The sequence below is a fragment of the Enterobacter sp. KBR-315C3_2022 genome (assembly GCF_041399425.1).
Lineage (GTDB): Bacteria > Pseudomonadota > Gammaproteobacteria > Enterobacterales > Enterobacteriaceae > Enterobacter.
Window position 1 is genome coordinate 1 of sequence record NZ_JBGKEB010000003.1, and the last position, 18,523, is coordinate 18,523.

20 protein-coding genes, 2 tRNA genes and 1 other RNA gene are annotated in these 18,523 nt (G+C 56.3%); 10 read left to right on the forward strand and 13 right to left on the reverse strand.

The annotated features are described in order from the left end of the window. Positions 1-520 precede the first annotated feature (520 nt). The 4 genes from csgD to csgG are packed head-to-tail and all read left to right on the forward strand — an operon-like array spanning position 521 to position 2,868. Positions 521-1,171, forward strand: coding sequence for a biofilm master transcriptional regulator CsgD (gene csgD, locus AB8804_RS04500; RefSeq protein WP_371183518.1), 651 nt, complete (start codon positions 521-523; stop codon positions 1,169-1,171). 4 nt (positions 1,172-1,175) lie between these two features. Continuing rightward, positions 1,176-1,565 (forward strand): curli production assembly/transport protein CsgE, encoded by a 390-nt coding sequence (gene csgE / locus AB8804_RS04505; RefSeq protein ID WP_371183521.1) that lies wholly within the window; start codon positions 1,176-1,178, stop codon positions 1,563-1,565. Positions 1,566-1,591: 26 nt separating this feature from the next. Further along, positions 1,592-2,008 (forward strand): curli production assembly/transport protein CsgF, encoded by a 417-nt coding sequence (csgF, locus tag AB8804_RS04510; RefSeq protein WP_371183524.1) that lies wholly within the window; start codon positions 1,592-1,594, stop codon positions 2,006-2,008. Between the two features lie 26 nt (positions 2,009-2,034). Then, entirely contained in the window at positions 2,035-2,868 is an 834-nt protein-coding gene (gene csgG, locus AB8804_RS04515) for a curli production assembly/transport protein CsgG (protein WP_371183527.1), read from the forward strand. 43 nt (positions 2,869-2,911) lie between these two features. Here the strand turns inward: csgG and AB8804_RS04520 are convergent, their stop codons facing one another. The 4 genes from AB8804_RS04520 to ghrA form a co-directional block, all read right to left on the reverse strand. Next, positions 2,912-3,394 (reverse strand): DUF1097 domain-containing protein, encoded by a 483-nt coding sequence (locus AB8804_RS04520; RefSeq protein WP_371183529.1) that lies wholly within the window; start codon positions 3,392-3,394, stop codon positions 2,912-2,914. A gap of 96 nt (positions 3,395-3,490) precedes the next feature. Further along, positions 3,491-4,045, reverse strand: a complete 555-nt coding sequence (locus tag AB8804_RS04525; protein ID WP_371183531.1) for a molecular chaperone — start codon at positions 4,043-4,045, stop codon at positions 3,491-3,493. A gap of 20 nt (positions 4,046-4,065) precedes the next feature. Continuing rightward, positions 4,066-4,803, reverse strand: coding sequence for a phosphatase (locus tag AB8804_RS04530; RefSeq protein WP_371183533.1), 738 nt, complete (start codon positions 4,801-4,803; stop codon positions 4,066-4,068). An 84-nt stretch (positions 4,804-4,887) separates the two neighbouring features. Beyond that, complete coding sequence (gene ghrA, locus AB8804_RS04535; RefSeq protein WP_371183536.1) at positions 4,888-5,826, reverse strand: glyoxylate/hydroxypyruvate reductase GhrA; 939 nt, start codon at positions 5,824-5,826, stop codon at positions 4,888-4,890. 231 nt (positions 5,827-6,057) lie between these two features. Between ghrA and AB8804_RS04540 the strand changes: the two genes are divergently transcribed. Further along, a tRNA-Ser gene (locus tag AB8804_RS04540) sits at positions 6,058-6,145 on the forward strand. A gap of 44 nt (positions 6,146-6,189) precedes the next feature. Continuing rightward, a non-coding RNA gene (locus AB8804_RS04545) (RtT sRNA) lies at positions 6,190-6,325 on the forward strand. A gap of 156 nt (positions 6,326-6,481) precedes the next feature. Here the strand turns inward: AB8804_RS04545 and AB8804_RS04550 are convergent. Both AB8804_RS04550 and AB8804_RS04555 read right to left on the reverse strand, forming a co-directional pair. After that, on the reverse strand, positions 6,482-6,754 hold the full coding sequence (locus AB8804_RS04550; protein WP_371183538.1) for a hypothetical protein: 273 nt from the start codon (positions 6,752-6,754) through the stop codon (positions 6,482-6,484). A 108-nt stretch (positions 6,755-6,862) separates the two neighbouring features. Then, positions 6,863-7,768 carry a LysR family transcriptional regulator gene (locus AB8804_RS04555; RefSeq protein ID WP_371183540.1) on the reverse strand — a complete coding sequence of 302 codons (906 nt, stop codon included), beginning with the start codon at positions 7,766-7,768 and terminating at the stop codon, positions 6,863-6,865. Positions 7,769-7,877: 109 nt separating this feature from the next. Between AB8804_RS04555 and AB8804_RS04560 the strand changes: the two genes are divergently transcribed. From AB8804_RS04560 to AB8804_RS04570, 3 genes are all read left to right on the forward strand, one after another. After that, a complete protein-coding gene (locus AB8804_RS04560) occupies positions 7,878-8,738 on the forward strand; it encodes a pirin family protein (protein ID WP_371183542.1) in 861 nt (286 codons plus the stop codon). Positions 8,739-8,756: 18 nt separating this feature from the next. Next, the gene (locus AB8804_RS04565; RefSeq protein ID WP_371183545.1) at positions 8,757-9,434 is read left to right on the forward strand and encodes an isochorismatase family protein; all 678 of its coding nucleotides are present in this window, start codon (positions 8,757-8,759) and stop codon (positions 9,432-9,434) included. Between the two features lie 148 nt (positions 9,435-9,582). Further along, a tRNA-Ser gene (locus AB8804_RS04570) sits at positions 9,583-9,670 on the forward strand. A gap of 650 nt (positions 9,671-10,320) precedes the next feature. On the opposite strand, the gene phoH is transcribed toward AB8804_RS04570, so the two are convergent. The 5 genes from phoH to efeU all read right to left on the reverse strand — a co-directional run bounded on the left by phoH (position 10,321) and on the right by efeU (position 14,899). Continuing rightward, positions 10,321-11,109: a phosphate starvation-inducible protein PhoH gene (gene phoH / locus AB8804_RS04575; protein ID WP_371183547.1), complete on the reverse strand. Its 789-nt coding sequence runs from the start codon at positions 11,107-11,109 to the stop codon at positions 10,321-10,323. Further along, the gene (locus AB8804_RS04580; protein WP_371183549.1) at positions 11,088-11,411 is read right to left on the reverse strand and encodes a hypothetical protein; all 324 of its coding nucleotides are present in this window, start codon (positions 11,409-11,411) and stop codon (positions 11,088-11,090) included. The genes phoH and AB8804_RS04580 overlap by 22 nt, the downstream gene beginning before the upstream one ends. Before the next feature lie 197 nt (positions 11,412-11,608). Next, positions 11,609-12,892 carry an iron uptake transporter deferrochelatase/peroxidase subunit gene (gene efeB, locus AB8804_RS04585; RefSeq protein ID WP_371183551.1) on the reverse strand — a complete coding sequence of 428 codons (1,284 nt, stop codon included), beginning with the start codon at positions 12,890-12,892 and terminating at the stop codon, positions 11,609-11,611. Between the two features lie 5 nt (positions 12,893-12,897). Continuing rightward, positions 12,898-14,025 carry an iron uptake system protein EfeO gene (gene efeO, locus AB8804_RS04590; protein WP_371183553.1) on the reverse strand — a complete coding sequence of 376 codons (1,128 nt, stop codon included), beginning with the start codon at positions 14,023-14,025 and terminating at the stop codon, positions 12,898-12,900. 40 nt (positions 14,026-14,065) lie between these two features. Then, positions 14,066-14,899: an iron uptake transporter permease EfeU gene (gene efeU / locus AB8804_RS04595; RefSeq protein ID WP_371183555.1), complete on the reverse strand. Its 834-nt coding sequence runs from the start codon at positions 14,897-14,899 to the stop codon at positions 14,066-14,068. 251 nt (positions 14,900-15,150) lie between these two features. Between efeU and AB8804_RS04600 the strand changes: the two genes are divergently transcribed. Beyond that, positions 15,151-16,335 (forward strand): NupC/NupG family nucleoside CNT transporter, encoded by a 1,185-nt coding sequence (locus AB8804_RS04600; RefSeq protein ID WP_371183557.1) that lies wholly within the window; start codon positions 15,151-15,153, stop codon positions 16,333-16,335. Positions 16,336-16,407: 72 nt separating this feature from the next. Here the strand turns inward: AB8804_RS04600 and AB8804_RS04605 are convergent, their stop codons facing one another. Both AB8804_RS04605 and putP read right to left on the reverse strand, forming a co-directional pair. Beyond that, entirely contained in the window at positions 16,408-16,827 is a 420-nt protein-coding gene (locus AB8804_RS04605; protein ID WP_371183560.1) for a DUF3574 domain-containing protein, read from the reverse strand. 74 nt (positions 16,828-16,901) lie between these two features. Then, positions 16,902-18,410, reverse strand: coding sequence for a sodium/proline symporter PutP (gene putP, locus AB8804_RS04610; RefSeq protein ID WP_371183562.1), 1,509 nt, complete (start codon positions 18,408-18,410; stop codon positions 16,902-16,904). Positions 18,411-18,523: the final 113 nt, after the last annotated feature.

Sequence of the window (18,523 nt, forward strand, 5' to 3'; positions counted from 1 at the left end):
AAAAAAAAATACCCCCCCCCCGGGCATGTGCCGGCCCCCTTTTGGGGCCCCCGCCCCCCCCCTCCCCCCCCCGGGGGCCCGCGAGGCCCGTTTTCTTAAGATGTAAGCGACGCGCCCAGGATGCTTAGATTTTTTAGTAAGCTCATACATTACCAACCCCTGGCACAAGGAAATAAAAACATTAAATATCAATAGTTTGATTTATTTTGTATGATTTTCAAAATGTGTGCACGCGTATTTATCTGTACAACTTTTTCATTAATTATACTGTAATTGACATGTTGATATTAACATCTAAAAATTGAATTTTACATTTTGTTACACCATTAACACTTGCTTTAAAGTTCGTAATAGCTAGATTGAAGTCAGCAGTAAGTCATTTTGTTTTAATTTACCTCCCCCACGCGGGGGATGGTCTGATTCTACACACAGCAGTGCCACATCTGTCAGTACTTCTGGTATCCCTGATTATTAATGCAGGGATAGCTGCCAGGTGCCATAAATAAAGTGGGGTTTCATCATGTTTAATGAAGTCCATAGTTTACATGGTCATACATTACTGTTGATCACCAAGCCTTCTCTACAAGCAACCGCGTTATTGCAGCATTTAAAGCAATCTCTCTCAGTAACCGGGAAATTGCATAATATTCAACGTTCTTTTGATGATATTGCTTCTGGCAGCATCATTCTGCTCGATATGATGGAAGCGGATAAAAAGCTAATCCATTACTGGCAAGATAACTTAAGCAGGAAAAACAATAATATCCGCGTGTTATTATTGAATACCCCTGACGAATATCCCTATCGGGACATCGAAAGCTGGCCGCATATTAATGGCGTATTTTACGTTACGGAAGAAGAGAACCGCGTGGTGGAAGGGCTGCAGGGAATATTACGGGGGGAGTGTTACTTCTCGCAAAAGCTTGCCAGCTATCTTATCACCCACTCCGGAAACTACCGCTATAACAGCTCTGAATCTGCGCTGCTCACGCACCGCGAAAAAGAGATCCTGAACAAGCTGCGCATCGGTGCTTCAAATATTGAAATTGCCCGGTCGTTATTTATCAGCGAAAACACGGTTAAGACCCACCTTTATAATCTTTTCAAGAAAATCGCGGTAAAGAACCGGACTCAGGCAGTTTCATGGGCCAACGATAACCTCAGGCGTTAACAGCATGAAACGCACGTTGAGTTGGATTACCGCAGCGGGCTTCCTGCTCGCTGCCGGACACCTCCAGGCGGTAGAAGTTGAGGTGCCCGGATTGTTAACTGACCATACGGTCTCATCTATCGGGCACGATTTCTACCGCGCGTTCAGCGATAAATGGGAAAGCGAATACCATGGAAATTTAACGATCAACGAACGGCCCAGCGCACGATGGGGAAGCTGGATAACCATAACGGCCAATCAGGACGTTATTTACCAGACCTTCCTCTTCCCAACCAAAAGAGACTTCGACAAGAACGTCGCTTTTGCGCTGGCGCAAACTGAAGAGGCTATTAATCGCCTGCAGCTCGATAAAGCGCTCCTGAGCACAGGTGATTTAGCCAAAGATGAGTTTTAGCAACGATACCAATTTTGGAGGCTGTAATGCGTCTCGCACACACAGTGATTTCGTTAATGCTCATTGCGCCGCTAAGCTGGGCCGGAAATATGACCTTCCAGTTCCGCAACCCGAATTTTGGCGGCAATCCGAATAACGGGGCATTCATGCTTAACGAAGCCCAGGCACAAAATTCCTATAAAGACCCCAGCTTCGACGACAATTTCGGTATCGAAACGCCGTCCGCGCTGGATAACTTCACCCAGGCCATCCAGTCGCAAATATTAGGTGGATTATTAACCAATATTAATACCGGTAAACCCGGCCGCATGGTGACAAACGACTTTATCGTCGATATCGCCAATAAAGATGGGCAGCTTCAGCTGAACGTGACGGATCGTAAAACCGGAAAAACTTCCACCATTCAGGTTTCGGGTCTGCAGTCTAATTCAACTGACTTCTAGACGACGTCGAAATAAGGACAATCATCATGCAGCGCTTTTTGATTCTTGTTGCAGTGTGCTTATTGAGCGGGTGTTTAACTGCTCCTCCTAAAGAAGCCGCTAAGCCAACGTTAATGCCTCGGGCTCAAAGCTATCGTGATTTAACCCATCTGCCGATACCCACCGGCAAGATATTTGTCTCGGTATATAACATTCAGGACGAAACGGGGCAGTTCAAACCGTACCCGGCAAGTAACTTCTCGACCGCCGTACCGCAAAGCGCGACCGCGATGCTGGTTACCGCGCTGAAGGATTCGCGCTGGTTTATTCCTCTGGAACGCCAGGGCCTGCAAAACCTGCTGAACGAGCGAAAAATTATTCGCGCCGCTCAGGAGAACGGCACGGTTGGCGTAAATAACCGCACGCCGCTCCAGTCCCTCACCGCGGCGAATATTATGGTGGAAGGCTCAATCATCGGATATGAGAGCAACGTGAAATCCGGCGGCGCGGGTGCCCGCTACTTCGGTATCGGCGCGGATACGCAGTACCAGCTCGATCAGATTGCGGTGAACCTGCGGGTGGTCAACGTCAGCACAGGGGAAATTTTGTCCTCGGTGAACACCAGCAAAACCATCCTCTCTTATGAGGTGCAGGCCGGGGTCTTCCGCTTCATCGACTACCAGCGCCTGCTGGAGGGTGAAATCGGGTATACCTCCAACGAGCCTGTGATGCTGTGCCTGATGTCCGCCATTGAAACAGGCGTCATATTCCTGATTAACGACGGCATCGATCGCGGGCTGTGGGATCTGCAGAATAAGAATGACGTGAAGAATGACGTGCTGGTGAAATACCGCGAGATGTCGGTGCCGCCGGAATCCTGACGGAACGGGCGCACAAAAAAGGCGAGAATTTTCTCGCCTTTTTTTATTCACTCACCGTCGTGGTTGTTCCCGCCTTCTCACGCCGGGCGGCCAGCCAAAGCCCGCTGTTTTTCATGGCATAGCCAAACACCAGCCCCAGCGCCAGCGAAGGGACAACCAGCTTCCAGTCGCCCTGCCCCGCAAAGGTGGCGCACGCGCCCATAAAGGTTCCCGGCACGAAAGAGAGCAGAAGGTGTTTTGCCTGAATACACATCAAAAAAGCCACCACGCCGGTCATCGCGTATCCGAGGATCTCCAGATGCGGAGCCAGCGCGCTGCCTTTCATAATCACCAGCGCCCAGATAACGCCGCTCATCAGCGTGCAGCCCGAAATAAAGAAGCCTTTGATGCCGCCCTGAGGACAGGCGAAGTAAGCCGTGCAGCCGAGAAAACCGGCCCAGCTTAATAATCCCAGCGAGACAGCCACCCATCCCCAAAGACCGGAGAGAATGCCCGTAGTGAGTGCAATGCAAAGTAGTATGTTCATGGCGCGCATCTTAACAGAAGCGCGCCCTATAAATGAGATCGTAAGCACAATTTGTGAACGATGAAATGTATCGTTGCAGAAACTTTGTGACTTACATCACTCTTCGTTCTCTTCTTCCAGCTCGTCCCACATTGCCGCGATGGCATCACGCGTCATTGGGGCCAGCGTTCTCCAGAACGGCGAGGTGGCATGGGCTTCCACCTTGCCGAGGAAAGTACCGCACCACGGCAGCAGATAGTTTTCGAACAGGGTTTCGATGGCTTCGTTTTCATCGTCGCCCGCATTGTCCTCAATCCAGGAGGCCGCCAGCAGCAGCGTGCCGATATGGTCGGCCGGGGCGTCCGTCAGCGGCATCCCGCGTTCGGAAAGAAACGCGCGCACTTCCGCTTCCGTCGCGCCTTCCTGCCAGGACGAGCGGAATGGCGATACCCGGCACTCTTCACCGACGAACAGGGCGTTGTAATCCGTTGAAACCTGCTGCATGTCGCAGCTTTTTTGCAGGCGCTCCAGCAAATCATCCTGCTCCAGCGGCCAGTTCTGCGCCAGCTTCCCCTCGCGAATCAGCGTAAAGAGCGGGACCAGCAGCGGATCCTGCGGCTGACGATAGTAAAGCGTACCCAGCACGCGGCAGAGGATGGAAAACTCATTCATTTTTTTAGTCCATTACACAATTAAAGATCGGCAAATTCATCAATCGGCGTCATGCCGCGTGATTCAAGAAAATCGAGCATTCGGCGCGGCGTGACGTTTAAAATCCTCTCCTCCGGGAACCCCACGTCGTCCAGCACCTTTCGGCATTCGCCGAACTCGCCCAGGGTGAAGGCGGTGTGCGAATCGGAGCCCAGCGCCACCATGCCGCCAGCATCGCGAACGGCAGCCGCCACCGCGCGGCAGTTCGCCTCGCTGCCGATGCGCGAGTGTGTAAACGAGGAGTTGTTGATTTCAAGCGCCACGCGGTGTTTGGCTGCGGCTTCAGCAACGGCCTGGATATCAATCGGGAATTTCGGGTTTCCAGGGTGGCTAATGATGTGGACATTGCCGCTGGCGATGGTCGCGATCATCGCCTTCGTGTTCGTTTCCTTGTCCTGCGGGGCAAACACGGGCTCGTGGAAACCGGCGATAATCAGGTCGAGGGAGGTCAGCATCGGGCCGGTGCAGTCAATTTCACCGTCGGTATTTTTGATGTTCGCCTCAATGCCGCGCAGGATTCCGACGCCGTCAACGAGACGCGGCCAGACGCGCATATTCACAAAATGCCAGTAGTGCGGCGCATCCGCCATGTCGGGACCGTGATCGGTTATCGCAAAGAGCCTAATGCCCTTGCGTTTCGCCTGCGCGATGTAGTCATGAAGGGTGCTGTACGCGTGGGTGCTGGCGACGGTGTGCATATGCAGGTCAACGGGATACATCTCTCTCTCCTCGTGATTTTTTTCAAAGGATAGCAGTTATCAGCGGCGAATATTAGCAAAAACCCGGCAAACGCCGGGTTTCTCTCAGTAGCCGCGCTGCCTGTCGACCTGTCCGGTGACCGCCTCGCCCTTCTCTATCCCGCTGATGGTCCGTGAGATATACGCCACGGCTTCTGCCGGACGCGTCACCGCCGCTACGTGCGGCGTCATCGCCACGCGCGGGTGCGTCCACAGCGGGCTCTCGGCGGGGAGCGGCTCTTTGCTGTAAACGTCCAGCATCGCGCCCTTCAGCCTGCCGTTGTTCAGCGCCTGTATTAAATCGTCCTCAACCAGATGCACGCCGCGCGCGAGGTTCATGACATAGGCCTGGTCGGCGAGCTGGTTAAGAAGCCGAGCGTTGATGATCCCAACCGTTTCCGCCGTATTGGGCAGCAGATTGATCAGCACCCGGGTTCCGCTGAGAAACGCCGGGAGCTCATCCGCTCCCGCGAAGCTCTCTACGCCGGGATAATCCTTGCGGCTGCGGCTCCAGCAGCGCAGCGGGAATCCCCACGGCGCAAGCGCCTGCGCGACTTTCGAGCCCAGCACGCCTGCGCCGAGGATGCCAACTGTAAAATCTTCACGCTGATAATCCGGCAGCGGCTCCCAGCGGGACTGCTGTTTGAGCGCCTGATAATCATCGAAGCGGCGGAACCAGTGCAGCACCTGGCTTACGGCGTACTCCTGCATTTGTTCGCCCATGCCGGTATCTTCCAGGCGGAACAGCGGAACGTACTCGGGCAGCATTTCAGGATGCGCCTTCAGCTTGCTGAGGATAGAGTCCACGCCTGCCCCGAGGGCAAAAACGGCCTTCAGCTTTCGGCCCTGCAGCATCTCGACGGGAGGATGCCAGACCAGCGCATAGTCGGCATGTTCATTATCGCCCTGCGTCCATTCGCGCACGCGAGCGCCGGGTAGCGCAGCTGAAAGCGCCTCAATCCAGTAAGCCGTATCAAAAGTGGGGTGATAGAAGAGAATATCCATAGTCATTCCTGCCTTTTATTGCGCTGTTTTGTTTTCATTTTCAACTGGATCGCCAGCATAACAAAATTCCGGGCGAATCGGGTGCTGATAAAAAAAGCGCTTTCAGCACATTTAGGAATCAGGTTGCTTGAAGTTTGTCTAAATGCGCTAATTTACTCAAAAAGTGAGTTGACGGCGGTTCGGCTTTTCCTTACATTAGCGCCCGTCCCAGCAACAACGGGATGACAATATGGTGAGGTGTCCGAGTGGCTGAAGGAGCACGCCTGGAAAGTGTGTATACGGCAACGTATCGGGGGTTCGAATCCCCCCCTCACCGCCATATTCAAGATAAGAGCTCGTACGAAAGTACGGGCTTTTTTCGTTTATGTTCTCCGAAAGGGGGGATGAGAAGCCCCGACCGGGGTTCGACAACTGGCGCAGCCAGTTGGACAGACTGAGAGCGCAGCGAACAGGCTGCCCGCAGGGCGAGCGAAGCGAGTCAATCCCCCCCTCACCGCCATATTTAAAGAAGAGCTCGCATGCAAATGCGGGCTTTTTTTTCGCATATTGCACGCCTCAAGGAGGGATGAGAAGCCCCGACCGGGGTTCGACAACGGGCGTAATTGTTCGTAGGTCGGGTAAGCGCAGCGCCACCCGACATCGAAAAAGCGTCTCCCTAGTGATGATCATCATGTTGATGTTCAATCACCATTCCCTCGGCAACGCTGGCCACATGCCGGGCGCGCGGATGATAAACCGCCGCCGGAGCAGCGGCAGGTGCCACATACACGGCTTGAGGAACGGTAGTGGCAATGGCCCCCGTGACCGTTTCTGAAGAGGGAACAACCACGACCTTATACCCGCTGGGCACGTCAACCGTTACGGGCTGCGCCATCGCCGTTCCGGCGCATCCCGCCATCATCACCAGTGAAATCAGTAAGTTCTTCATTAAATATCCCCTTAAACAAGAGGCGTTATTATTTGAGAAATAGCTTAAGCCAAAATTAAGGTGCCAGGCTTCGGGGTTGCAAAAAATGCGGTTGAGATCCGTTGCCCCTTATTCCTCCACCATCCGCGCATACTCTTCGGTGAGAAAATCCACCAGCGTCCTGACGGACGGCAGCAGCCCGCGCCGGGAGGGATAAACCGCATGTATCACCTCCCGCCGAGGCTCCCATTTTTCCAGCACCCGTACCAGCTCGCCGGACGCAAGCTGATCCTTCACCATCAAAATCGGCAGCTGCACCACGCCCACGCCTGCCGCCGCGGCTTCCCGCAGGGCCAGCATGTCGGAAGTAATAAAGCGCGGCGCAAAATGAATGTCGGCCTTTGCCCCTTCCGGTCCGCACAGCTCCCACTTATGCACCTGCTTACTCGCCCCCATGCTGAGGCCGGGCCATTCGCTCAGTTCAGAAGGCACCGCAGGCTTACCCATTCGTTCGATCAGCGCCGGTCCAGCCACCAGGCAATGCCCCCTGTCAGCAAGCACCCTTAGCACCAGATCGCTGTCGTCAAACGGACGCGGGCGAACGCGGATCGCGACGTCCACTCCCTCTCCCACCAGATCGACACGCCGGTTCGTGGCCTCAAGCTGGAGGTTAATGCCCGGATAACGCGCCATAAACCTCGCCAGCATCGGCCCGACGTGCACATGCAGCAGCGTTACCGGGCAGGTGATCCGCACAATCCCACGCGGCTCGGCCTGCAACGCAGCAACCGCCTCTTCCGCGGCCTCCGCTTCGACCAGCATCGCTTTGCAGTGCTGATAGAAGGTGTGCCCCACCTCCGTCACCGTAAACTGCCGCGTAGTGCGCTGGATTAAGCGAACGCCCAGCCGCTCCTCCAGCTGGGCGATGCGGCGGCTAAGTTTGGACTTAGGCTGATCGAGCGCCCGGCCCGCTGCCGCAAACCCGCCGTGATCCACGACTTTCACAAACCAGGCGAAATCATTGAGATCCTGCATATGCCCCCATCGTTCTTATTTTGGAACAGTGAATGTCATTTTCACTCCCTACCGGAATATTAATGCTGAATATAAGCTAATTACATCAACAAAACATCAGGAGCAAATCATGAAAAACGTCACAGGTGTTTATACCGCCCCCCGCCAGCACTGGGTTGGCAATGGTTTTCCGGTACGTTCGATGTTTTCTTATCAAACCCACGGCGAGCCGCTCAGCCCGTTCCTGCTGCTGGACTACGCGGGCCCGCACACCTTCACGGGGGATGGCGTCAAGCGCGGCGTGGGTGAGCATCCGCACCGCGGCTTTGAAACGGTCACCATCGTCTATTCCGGAGAAGTTGAGCATCGCGATTCCACCGGCAGAGGCGGCGTTATCGGCCCCGGCGACGTGCAGTGGATGACGGCGGGCGCGGGTATTTTGCACGAGGAGTTCCACTCCGCCGAATTTGCGCAGAAAGGCGGCGAGCTAAAGATGATGCAGCTGTGGGTCAACCTGCCGGCCAAGGACAAGATGGCGGCGCCGGGCTATCAAAGCATCACCAAAAGCCAGATCCCGGTCGTGACGCTGCCTGACGACGGCGGCTCCCTGCGGGTTATCGCAGGGCATTACGGCGATACTTCTGGCCCGGCGCATACCTTTTCACCGCTGAACGTCTGGGACATCGCGCTGCGTCAGGGAAGCCATTTGACGCTTGAGCAGCCTGACGGCTGGAGCACCGCGCTGGTCGTCCTTGAAGGCAGCGTGACGGTAAACGGCACCGCACAGGCGGGTGAAGCGCAGCTGGTCGTTCTGAGCCAGGACGGCGACAGGCTGCATCTGGAAGCCAGCAGCGACGCAAAGGTCCTGCTGATGGCGGGCGAGCCGCTAAACGAGCCGATTGTCGGATATGGCCCGTTTGTGATGAACAGTAAAACCGAAATCGCCGAAGCCATTCGCGATTTCAACTCCGGCCGCTTTGGCCAGATCTGATAAATAAAGGAGAGAACCATGTCTACCCCTGCGAACTTCAACGGCGCGCGTCCCGTTATCGACGTCAACGACGCGGTGATGCTGCTTATCGACCATCAAAGCGGTTTGTTCCAGACCGTCGGCGACATGCCAATGCCGGAGCTGCGCGCCCACGCGGCGGCGCTGGCGAAAATCGCCACGCTGGCCGAGATCCCGGTTATTACGACGGCCTCCGTGCCGCAGGGTCCGAACGGGCCGCTGATCCCTGAGATCCACGCCAACGCGCCGCACGCGCAGTACGTGCCGCGCAAAGGGGAGATCAACGCCTGGGATAATCCGGAGTTTGTTGCGGCCGTAAAAGCGACCGGACGTAAAACGCTGATAATCGCGGGCACCATCACCAGCGTTTGCATGGCGTTTCCGTCCATCAGCGCGGTAGCAGACGGATATAAAGTGTTTGCGGTTATCGATGCGTCCGGCACCTACAGCAAAATGGCGCAGGAAATTACGCTGGCGCGGGTAGTGCAGGCAGGCGTCGTCCCGATGGATACCGCAGCGGTTGCCTCTGAGATCCAGCGCACCTGGAACCGGGCGGATGCGGCAGAATGGGCTGAGGTATACACCCACATCTTCCCTGCCTACCAGTTGCTGATCGAAAGCTACAGCAAGGCGCAGGACGTCGTGAAAAACAGCGAAGTGCTCGATTCCCAGCGTTAATCCCCCGCTCCACGACGTAAAAACCGTGGAGCTGCTTATTGCTTAACCGAACGGGCACTAAAGCAGAAAATCTGCTTGACCGTTTTAGCGCAACTCCCTATAGTAGCGCCCCGTTGCCCCCCAAGCGGTCAGGCAGCAAAAACAATATGGTGAGGTGTCCGAGTGGCTGAAGGAGCACGCCTGGAAAGTGTGTATACGGCAACGTATCGGGGGTTCGAATCCCCCCCTCACCGCCATTTTTAAGATGAGAGCTCGTACGAAAGTACGGGCTTTTTTCGTTTATGTTCTCCGAAAGGGGGGATGAGAAGCCCCGACCGGGGTTCGACAACTGGCGCAGCCAGTTGGACAGACTGAGAGCGCAGCGAACAGGCTGCCCGCGGGGCGAGCGAAGCGAGTCAATCCCCCCCTCACCGCCATATTTAAGATAAGAGCTCGTACGAAAGTACGGGCTTTTTTCGTTTATGTTCTTCGAAAGGGGGGGATGAGAAGCCCCGACCGGGGTTCGACAACTGGCGCAGCCAGTTGGACAGACTGAGAGCGCAGCGAACAGGCTGCCCGCACAAAAACGCCGGGAGCGTTTTTGAACAACGCCTGCGTTGGCCCCGAAGGGGCGAGGTCCAGGGATGGGCCGAGTAACAGCGAGCGAAGCGAGTCAATCCCCCCCTCACCGCCATATTTAAGATAAGAGCTCGTACGAAAGTACGGGCTTTTTTCGTTTATGTTCTCCGACAAAAATCCCCGCGCTCTTTATGCCTGGTGGCGCTTCGCTTACCAGCCCTACGGGTCCTGAGGGTATTGTAGGTCGGGTAAGCGCAGCGCCACCCGACATCAAACCCCGCACAAAAAACAAAGCCCGGTTTCCCGGGCCTTGAACACAACGGCTAACTCAGTAGTACGCTTGCAGCGTGCGCTGACAGAGCGCCGAGCGCACGCAGTCCTCTTTGGTGAAGCGAACTACGCCTATCATCTCGTCTTCCTCAAAACGTGCCATGGCGTCGCTCAGCCCGGACTTCACGCCGGACGGCAGGTCGCACTGGGTGATATCGCCGTTGACGATGACCGTCACGTTCTCCCCGAGGCGCGTTAAGAACATCTTCATTTGCGCAGCGGTCACGTTCTGGGCCTCGTCAAGAATGACGACCGCATTTTCAAATGTACGTCCGCGCATATAGGCGAACGGCGCGATTTCCACCTTGCCAATCTCTGGCCGCAGGCAGTACTGCATAAAGGATGCACCCAGCCGCTTCACAAGCACGTCATAGACGGGCCTGAAGTACGGGGCAAACTTCTCCGAAATATCTCCGGGCAAGAAGCCGAGATCTTCATCGGCCTGCAGTACCGGACGGGTGACAATAATCCTGTCCACGTCCTTATGAATCAGCGCTTCCGCCGCTTTGGCCGCACTGATCCAGGTTTTCCCGCATCCGGCTTCGCCGGTTGCAAAGATGAGCTGTTTACTCTCGATAGCATTCAGGTACTGCGCCTGAGCCTCATTGCGCGCGACAATTGGAGAAGTATCACGGCTGTCCCGCGCCATGCCAATTGCTTCTACGCCGCTCATCTGCACAAGCGAGGTGACCGATTCTTCTTCGCGCTGCTTATGGCTGCGTGAATCCCGTCTCAGCACACGTTTTGCTTCGCGACGAGCTTTGATCACTGCTTTTTGTCTTCCCATGGATAGCACCTTGAGTTGTTGGTATTCATCATACGCGCCAGCTTCAGCACGATTATCCGCACGAACATCAGAGGGTTGGCTTCCTTGTAAGCCGTTGCTTGCCTTTCCGGATGACGATACAACACAGCTACGCGCACTGTTTTGCACGTCGGTAGAATGCGTTTTTTGAAGAGATGAGGAGATTGTGGGGGTGAAGAAATCGCTGCCGGAGTCTGAGCCTCCGCGCCGGGTGTTGCGGTTGTTGTGTTTACCTTGTCCAGTGCAGGACGCAACCATTCGCGATCTCCATAGTGATACAGCATCACTGCCGGGAACTACCGCTGTCTTATACTAAGTACATCACCAATTATCATAAATGCAACATTTATTTTACTTAAGCGCAACTTTTAAGACAACTCCAGTCGCGAATTCAGTCTCATATACAAATATTACAGTAATATAACAGTGCGTTAGCCATAGAAAAAAATAATGTCCCCGCGAACTATCGCAGGGACAATTATCAGGCTTCTATAAGCCCCTGAGCGAGATACGCGTTCCGATCGCGCGGGCCAGGCAGGGCAAAGAAATAGCCGCCGCCGATGGGCTTGATGTACTCTTCCAGCGCCTCGCCGTTTAGCCGCTTCTGCACGGTGAGGAAGCCCTTCTCCAGATCGTGCTGATAGCAGACGAACAGCAGGCCCATATCCAGCTGGCCAGAGTTGGTGACGCCCAGCGAGTAGCTGTATCCGCGGCGCATCATCAGGCTGGACTGCGTCTCCTGGGTGCGTGGGTTGGCGAGGCGAATGTGGCTGTCCAGGGCGATAACGTCGCCGTTTGGATCGCTGGCGTAGTCCGGCACGTCATGCTCTTTCTTCATGCCGAGCGGCGCCCCGCTCTGCTTGTCGCGGCCGAAGATGGTTTGCTGCTCCTTAAGCGGCGTGCGGTCCCAGAACTCGACGCGAAACTGAATAATGCGCACTGCCTGATAGCTTCCACCAACGGCCCACGCCGGCTCGCCCTGGTCGGCCGTAACCCACACCACGTCCTTCATCAGCGCAGCATTGCTGCTGTCCGGGTTGGCGGTGCCGTCCTTAAAGCCCAGCAGGTTAACCGGCGTCTCTTTGCCTTTGCTGCGCGCCGCGTGATCCGAGATAAACCCTTCCCGCTTCCAGCGCACGCTCAGCAGATCCGGCGTGTGCTTGATAATGTCGCGCAGGGCGTGGATCACCGTGTCCTGGGTGTTGGCGCAAATCTGCAGCAGCAGATCGCCGTGGCACAGCGCCGCATCGAGCGAATCATTCGGGAAGCGCGTCATTTTTTGCAGCGCCTTCGGCTTTTGATTTGCCAGTCCATACCGGGCGTCAAACAGCGACTCGCCGAGCGACACGGTAATGGTCAGGTTATCGGGGGCGATAAACGGGCCAAGAATACCGGAATCCATCGGCGGCAGGCGCGGGTTCGGCGTATCCGGCGCCGGGCCACCGGCGGTCAGAAACGCAATGCGTGCCGTCAGCAGGCGGAACAGGCGTTCGAGATCCGCCTTATCGCCTGCCAGCGAATCAAACGCCACCAGCATCATCGAGGCCTGCTGCGGCGTGAGAATGCCCGACTGGTGCTCACCATAAAAAGGCTGCGTCTCCATGCGCGCATCCGGGGAGAGCGTGCCGGGCGCGCTTTGCGGTTTCGCCGCGTGCGCGACCGGGCAGCCTCCCGCCAGGGCGAGCGCGCCGCCGAGCGCCCCCACCCCTTTTAACAACCGACGCCGCGAAGGTTCAGCCACGTCGTACTCGTCGTGCTTTTTCATCGCGCTTAATCCAGGCCCAGAACGCCGCGCAGCTGCGCCAGATCTTCCGCCAGGGTGGTAATCGGGCCTTTCAGCGCGTTACGGTCGGCGTCGGTCAGCTTGTCATAGGTTTCGAACCCGTCTTTGGTGCGGTATTTCGCCAGAATAGCGTCAACCTTTTTGAAGTTGGCATCCACTTTCGCCAGCAGGTCGGCGTTCTCTTTTTGCAGCTGCGGGCGCAGCAGGTTAACAATTTTCTGCGCGCCGTCGACGTTGGCCTGGAAGTCCCACAGGTCGGTGTGGCTGTAGCGATCTTCTTCGCCGCTGATTTTGCTCGCGGCCACTTCTTCAATCAGCCCGGCCGCGCCGCCCACCACTTTTGACGGTGGGAAGGCCAGCTCGCTGATGCGCTTTTGCAGCTCCAGCACGTCGCCGTTCAGCTGCTCGGCATATTTATCCATTCCTTTGGTGGAGTTATCGCCAAACAGCGCTTTTTCCAGACGGTGGAAGCCGGTGAATTTCGGATCGGCGGCCTTCTGCTCGTAGTCATCTTCACGGGCGTCAATGCTGCCGTCGAGGTCAGAGAACAGCTCGGCGATCGGCTCGATACGCTCGTAGTGCTGGCGCGTTGGCGCGTAGAGGGATTTCGCTTTTTCGATATCGCCCGCTTTCACCGCGTCGGTAAAGGCTTTTGTGCCCGCCACCAGATCCGCCGTCTCTTTGGTGACGTAGGCTTTATAGGCGGTAATCGCCTCGCCCAGGCTGAGCAGCGCGTCGCCTTTAGCGGCATCGGCAGTGGCTTCACCCTTCACGATCAGCTTGCCTTTCGGGTTGGTCAGCAGTCCGCAGGTCATGTCGTACTCGCCCGGCTGCAGGTTGGCGGTCATCTTCTGGCTGAAGCCAGGGGCGATGTTCTCACGCTCTTCCACCACCATCACGCCTTTGAGTATCTCCCACTCCAGCGCTTTCTGGCTGTGGTTCTGAATAATAAACTGGGTCTTGCCGCTGTTGACCGTCACGGTCATCGGCTCGCACTGCTTATCGTTGACGGTGACTTTTACCTGCGGGATATCTGCTGCCTGAGCGGCGAAGGCAGAAGCGAACAGCGCGGCAATGCCTGCGCACAACGCACTACGACGAAACGGATTAGCCATGACTCTTCCCTTTAAAAGTATGTTGTAACTAAATAACGAATTACGGCGCAACGCGCGACGCCTGCGAACCGGCACGCGGCGGCATCGCAAACAGCACCAGCGCCGGAACCAGATAGATAAAGTACATCGCCACTTCGCTGACGCTCGGCGTCTCCTGATAGCCGAAGATCCCTTCGAGCAGCGTGCCGGTCAGCGAATGGGTTGAAAGAATGTTGCTGAGGTCGAACGCCACGTCCTGGAAGTGATTCCACAGCCCGGCTTCGTGGAACGCGCGTATCGCACCGGCCGCCAGCCCCGCCGCGACCAGCAGAATAAACAGGCTGGTCCATTTGAAGAACGCGCCGAGATTAAGGCGAATGCCGCCCCAGTAAAGCAGGAAGCCGAGCACGACCGCGGTCGCCAGCCCGAGCATCGCGCCGAGCGGCGGCCAGATGCCGACGTCCTGCTGGAACGCCGCCAGCAGGAAAAAGACCGACTCCAGCCCTTCGCGCGCGACGGCGAAGAAGACCATCCCGATCAGCGCCCAGCCGTGGTTATTGCCCTTTTGCAGCGCCGCATCGACCGCCTGCTCCAGCTGAACCTTAACGTTGCGGGAGACCTTGCGCATCCAGAACACCATCCAGGTGAGGATGAAGACCGCAATCACCGCCACGATCCCCTCGAACAGCTCCTGCTCTTTCTGCGGGAACTCGCCCGTGGTTTCGTTGATGAGAATGCCAAGACCAAGGCAGAGCGCGGCCGCGAGGAAAACCCCAATCCACATCACGCCAATCCAGTGCCCGCGCTGGGTTCGCTTCAGATAGCTGGCGATAAGACTCACAATCAGGGCCGCTTCTAGGCCTTCACGAAACATAATGAGAAATGGAACAAACATGCGGACACCTTAAATGTTTATCGCGGTCAAGTGATGCAAAGAAAGGTAAATTCTTGTGATAGTGATTATCATTACGGCAAGAAGAAAAACAAGCGAAATGTGTTGAGTTTTGATGACGAGATGTAAACCATTCGCCTGATAATTATTTCTACTATTACAGTTATGTTTATAAGTTATAACGTAAATGCCCGTTTACGGTTAACCGTGGCTGTGGCTAAATAAGCGCCTCGAAAACTTACTGAAAACTGATTATGTATCACATCCTCCATTTTCTACTGGCACTGGTGATTATTCTGGCGCTGGCCTGGCTGGTGAGCTTTGACCGCCGCAAAATCCGCATCCGCTATATTTTGCAGCTTATCGTTATTGAAGTGGTGCTGGCCTTCTTTTTCCTGCACGCGGACAGCGGCCTGTTTATTATTAAATACGTGTCGGGTTTCTTTGAGTCGCTGCTTAAATTCGCCGGCGAAGGCACCAATTTTGTCTTTGGCGGAATGGGTGAAAAAGGGCTGGCGTTTATTTTCCTCGGCGTGCTGTGTCCGATTATTTTTATCTCTGCGCTGATCGGTATTCTCCAGCACTGGCGAATTTTGCCGATATTTATTCGCGTCATCGGCACGCTGCTGTCGAAGCTTAACGGCATGGGCAAGCTGGAATCCTTTAACGCGGTGAGCTCGCTGATCCTCGGCCAGTCGGAAAACTTCATTGCATACAAAGGAGTATTGGGCGATCTCTCTTCTCGCCGCATGTTCACCATGGCCGCCACGGCGATGTCGACCGTTTCGCTGTCGATTGTCGGGGCCTATATGACCATGTTGGACGCCAAATTCGTGGTTGCGGCGCTTATTCTGAACCTGTTCAGCACCTTTATTATTCTCTCGGTGATCAACCCGGTGCGCCCGGAAGCGGAGCCGGAGATTAAGCTCGAAAAACTGCACGAATCCCAGAGCTTCTTTGAGATGCTCGGCGAATATATTCTCGCCGGATTTAAGGTCGCGATGATTATTCTGGCGATGCTGATTGGCTTTATTGCCCTGATTAGCGCCGTCAACGCCCTTTTCTCCAGCGTATTTGGCATGAGCTTCCAGCAGATTCTGGGCTACGTTTTTTATCCTCTGGCCTGGCTTATCGGTATTCCGCTGAGCGACGCCCTGCACGCGGGGAGTATTATGGCAACCAAGCTGGTGGCGAATGAATTTGTGGCGATGATTGAGCTGCAAAAAATTGCCGGACAGATGACGCCGCGCGGGCTGGGGATCCTGTCTGTTTTCCTGGTGTCGTTCGCGAACTTTGCCTCGATTGGCATCGTGGCGGGTGCCATCAAGGGGCTGAATGAGCAGCAGGGCAACGTGGTTTCACGCTTTGGCCTGCGCCTGGTGTACGGCGCGACGCTGGTGAGCCTGCTGTCGGCGAGCTTTGCGGGGTTAGTGCTGTAAGGTCATGCCTGGCGGCGCTTCGCTTGCCCGGCCTACAAAACAACAACGGCGGGTTGTCCCGCCGTTTTTTTATCAGAACTGCACGCACACCGGCTGATCGACCCGCATCACCGATTCCTGCGCGAAGCGTGATTTATAGATCCCGCGCAGCGCCTCAATGTTCTTCTCGCTCTGCGTGTCTTTACCGTGGATCAGCATCAGCGCCCTGCTCGGCTCGCGCGCCACCTTACCGTCGTTGCCGAGCCACTGCCCGCGCGCCTCAAACACCGTCAGGCCATCGCGAAAGCGCGGGGTCACGTCCCGATCGACAAACTGCTGCCACTCGCTGGCGGTGATTTGCGCCCCTGCCGGACGGTTGAGGCCGAAGTAGAGCGTGGTTTGCTGCATCTGGTTTTCTGCTTTGCACGCCTCTACCGCCGCGTGCTGCGAGGGCGCGTTGCAGCCTGCCAGCATCAGTAATGCCGCCGCCATTAACCCTGTTTTAATTCTCATTGATGAAGACTCACATAGGTGAAAGGACTATCCCCTCTCCCCACCGGGGAGAGGGTTAGGGTGAGGGGGAAAAATTATTCCGGCTGCAGCTTAGACGGCGGCGCGGAGTGGTAATGCGCATCCGCTTGTGCAAAGCGTTTCTGCATGGAGGCAGACGGCGCTTTGCCCAGCAGGCTGAACACCACGATGCCGATGCTGCCGAAGATGAAGCCCGGGATAATTTCGTACAGCCCCAGCCACGCGAACTGCTTCCAGACGATGACGGTCACCGCGCCGATGATCATTCCCGCCAGCGCGCCGTTGCGGGTCATGCGCGACCACATCACCGAGAACAGCACCACCGGGCCAAACGCCGCGCCGAAGCCCGCCCACGCGTAGCTCACCAGCCCCAGCACGCGGTTTTCCGGGTTGGCCGCCAGCGCAATCGCCACCAGCGCCACCACCAGCACCATAAAGCGCCCAACCCAAACCAGCTCTTTCTGGCTCGCGCCCTTGCGCAGGAACGCTTTGTACAGGTCTTCGGTGATCGCGCTTGAGCAGACCAGCAGCTGGCAGCTCAGGGTCGACATCACCGCCGCCAGAATGGCGGAGAGCAGAATACCGGCGATCCACGGGTTGAACAGGATCTGCGCCAGCTCGATGAACACGCGCTCGGCGTTCTGGTTCACCGCGCCCGCCTGCGCCGGGTTGTTGTTGAAGTAGGCGATGCCGAAGAAGCCGACGGCGCACGCGCCTGCCAGGCAGAGGATCATCCACGTCATGCTGATACGGCGCGCGTGGACGATGGTGTGGTGAGAGTCCGCCGCCATAAAGCGCGCCAGAATGTGCGGCTGGCCGAAGTAGCCCAGCCCCCAGCCCATCAGCGACACGATGGCCACGAAGTTCAGCCCTTTCAGCATGTCGACGTTTTCGATGCTCTTCTGCTTGATCACTTCCAGCGAATCGGCAAAGCCGCCGACGGTGAAAATCACGATTACCGGGGTCAGGATCAGGGCGAAAATCATCAGGCTCGCCTGCACGGTGTCGGTCCAGCTTACCGCCAGGAATCCGCCCACGAAGGTATAGAGGATGGTTGCCGCAGCACCCGCCCACAGCGCCGTTTCATAGCTCATGCCGAAGGTGCTTTCGAACAGGCGCGCCCCCGCCACGATGCCGGAGGCACAGTAGATGGTGAAGAACAGCAGGATCACCACCGCCGAGATAATGCGCAGAATGCGGCTGTTGTCCTCGAAGCGCCCGGTGAAGTAGTCCGGCAGCGTCAGGGCGTTATTGTTGGCCTCGGTATGCACGCGCAGACGGCCCGCCACCAGCTTCCAGTTAACCCACGCGCCGACGGTCAGGCCGATGGCGATCCAGCTTTCGGAGATACCGGAGATGAAAATCGCGCCCGGCAGCCCCATCAGCAGCCAGCCGCTCATGTCGGAAGCGCCCGCGGAGAGCGCGGTGACCATCGGCCCTAAGCTGCGGCCGCCCAAAATGTAGTCGTCAAAGTTTTTCGTTGAACGCCATGCCAAAAACCCTATCAGGATCATGCCAAATATATAAACGAGAAATGTCACCAGCATCGGTGTGCTAATAGCCATTTAAATTCTCCAAAATTGTCGAGCGACAACCGTCCGGGTTGCCTTGTTATATGATCACCGGAACGTGGTGAAAGTATCTTGTGCTGTTGCCGGGCGCGCTATCCTGCCGCAAG

Bases quoted from the DNA above. Each gene is read 5' to 3' on its own strand.
- csgD (WP_371183518.1), top strand. From the start codon at position 521: ATGTTTAATGAAGTCCATAGTTTACATGGTCATACATTACTGTTGATC.
- csgE (WP_371183521.1), top strand. From the start codon at position 1,176: ATGAAACGCACGTTGAGTTGGATTACCGCAGCGGGCTTCCTGCTCGCT.
- csgF (WP_371183524.1), top strand. From the start codon at position 1,592: ATGCGTCTCGCACACACAGTGATTTCGTTAATGCTCATTGCGCCGCTA.
- csgG (WP_371183527.1), top strand. From the start codon at position 2,035: ATGCAGCGCTTTTTGATTCTTGTTGCAGTGTGCTTATTGAGCGGGTGT.
- AB8804_RS04520 (WP_371183529.1), bottom strand. From the start codon at position 3,394: ATGAACATACTACTTTGCATTGCACTCACTACGGGCATTCTCTCCGGT.
- AB8804_RS04525 (WP_371183531.1), bottom strand. From the start codon at position 4,045: ATGAATGAGTTTTCCATCCTCTGCCGCGTGCTGGGTACGCTTTACTAT.
- AB8804_RS04530 (WP_371183533.1), bottom strand. From the start codon at position 4,803: ATGTATCCCGTTGACCTGCATATGCACACCGTCGCCAGCACCCACGCG.
- ghrA (WP_371183536.1), bottom strand. From the start codon at position 5,826: ATGGATATTCTCTTCTATCACCCCACTTTTGATACGGCTTACTGGATT.
- AB8804_RS04550 (WP_371183538.1), bottom strand. From the start codon at position 6,754: ATGAAGAACTTACTGATTTCACTGGTGATGATGGCGGGATGCGCCGGA.
- AB8804_RS04555 (WP_371183540.1), bottom strand. From the start codon at position 7,768: ATGCAGGATCTCAATGATTTCGCCTGGTTTGTGAAAGTCGTGGATCAC.
- AB8804_RS04560 (WP_371183542.1), top strand. From the start codon at position 7,878: ATGAAAAACGTCACAGGTGTTTATACCGCCCCCCGCCAGCACTGGGTT.
- AB8804_RS04565 (WP_371183545.1), top strand. From the start codon at position 8,757: ATGTCTACCCCTGCGAACTTCAACGGCGCGCGTCCCGTTATCGACGTC.
- phoH (WP_371183547.1), bottom strand. From the start codon at position 11,109: ATGGGAAGACAAAAAGCAGTGATCAAAGCTCGTCGCGAAGCAAAACGT.
- AB8804_RS04580 (WP_371183549.1), bottom strand. From the start codon at position 11,411: ATGCTGTATCACTATGGAGATCGCGAATGGTTGCGTCCTGCACTGGAC.
- efeB (WP_371183551.1), bottom strand. From the start codon at position 12,892: ATGAAAAAGCACGACGAGTACGACGTGGCTGAACCTTCGCGGCGTCGG.
- efeO (WP_371183553.1), bottom strand. From the start codon at position 14,025: ATGGCTAATCCGTTTCGTCGTAGTGCGTTGTGCGCAGGCATTGCCGCG.
- efeU (WP_371183555.1), bottom strand. From the start codon at position 14,899: ATGTTTGTTCCATTTCTCATTATGTTTCGTGAAGGCCTAGAAGCGGCC.
- AB8804_RS04600 (WP_371183557.1), top strand. From the start codon at position 15,151: ATGTATCACATCCTCCATTTTCTACTGGCACTGGTGATTATTCTGGCG.
- AB8804_RS04605 (WP_371183560.1), bottom strand. From the start codon at position 16,827: ATGAGAATTAAAACAGGGTTAATGGCGGCGGCATTACTGATGCTGGCA.
- putP (WP_371183562.1), bottom strand. From the start codon at position 18,410: ATGGCTATTAGCACACCGATGCTGGTGACATTTCTCGTTTATATATTT.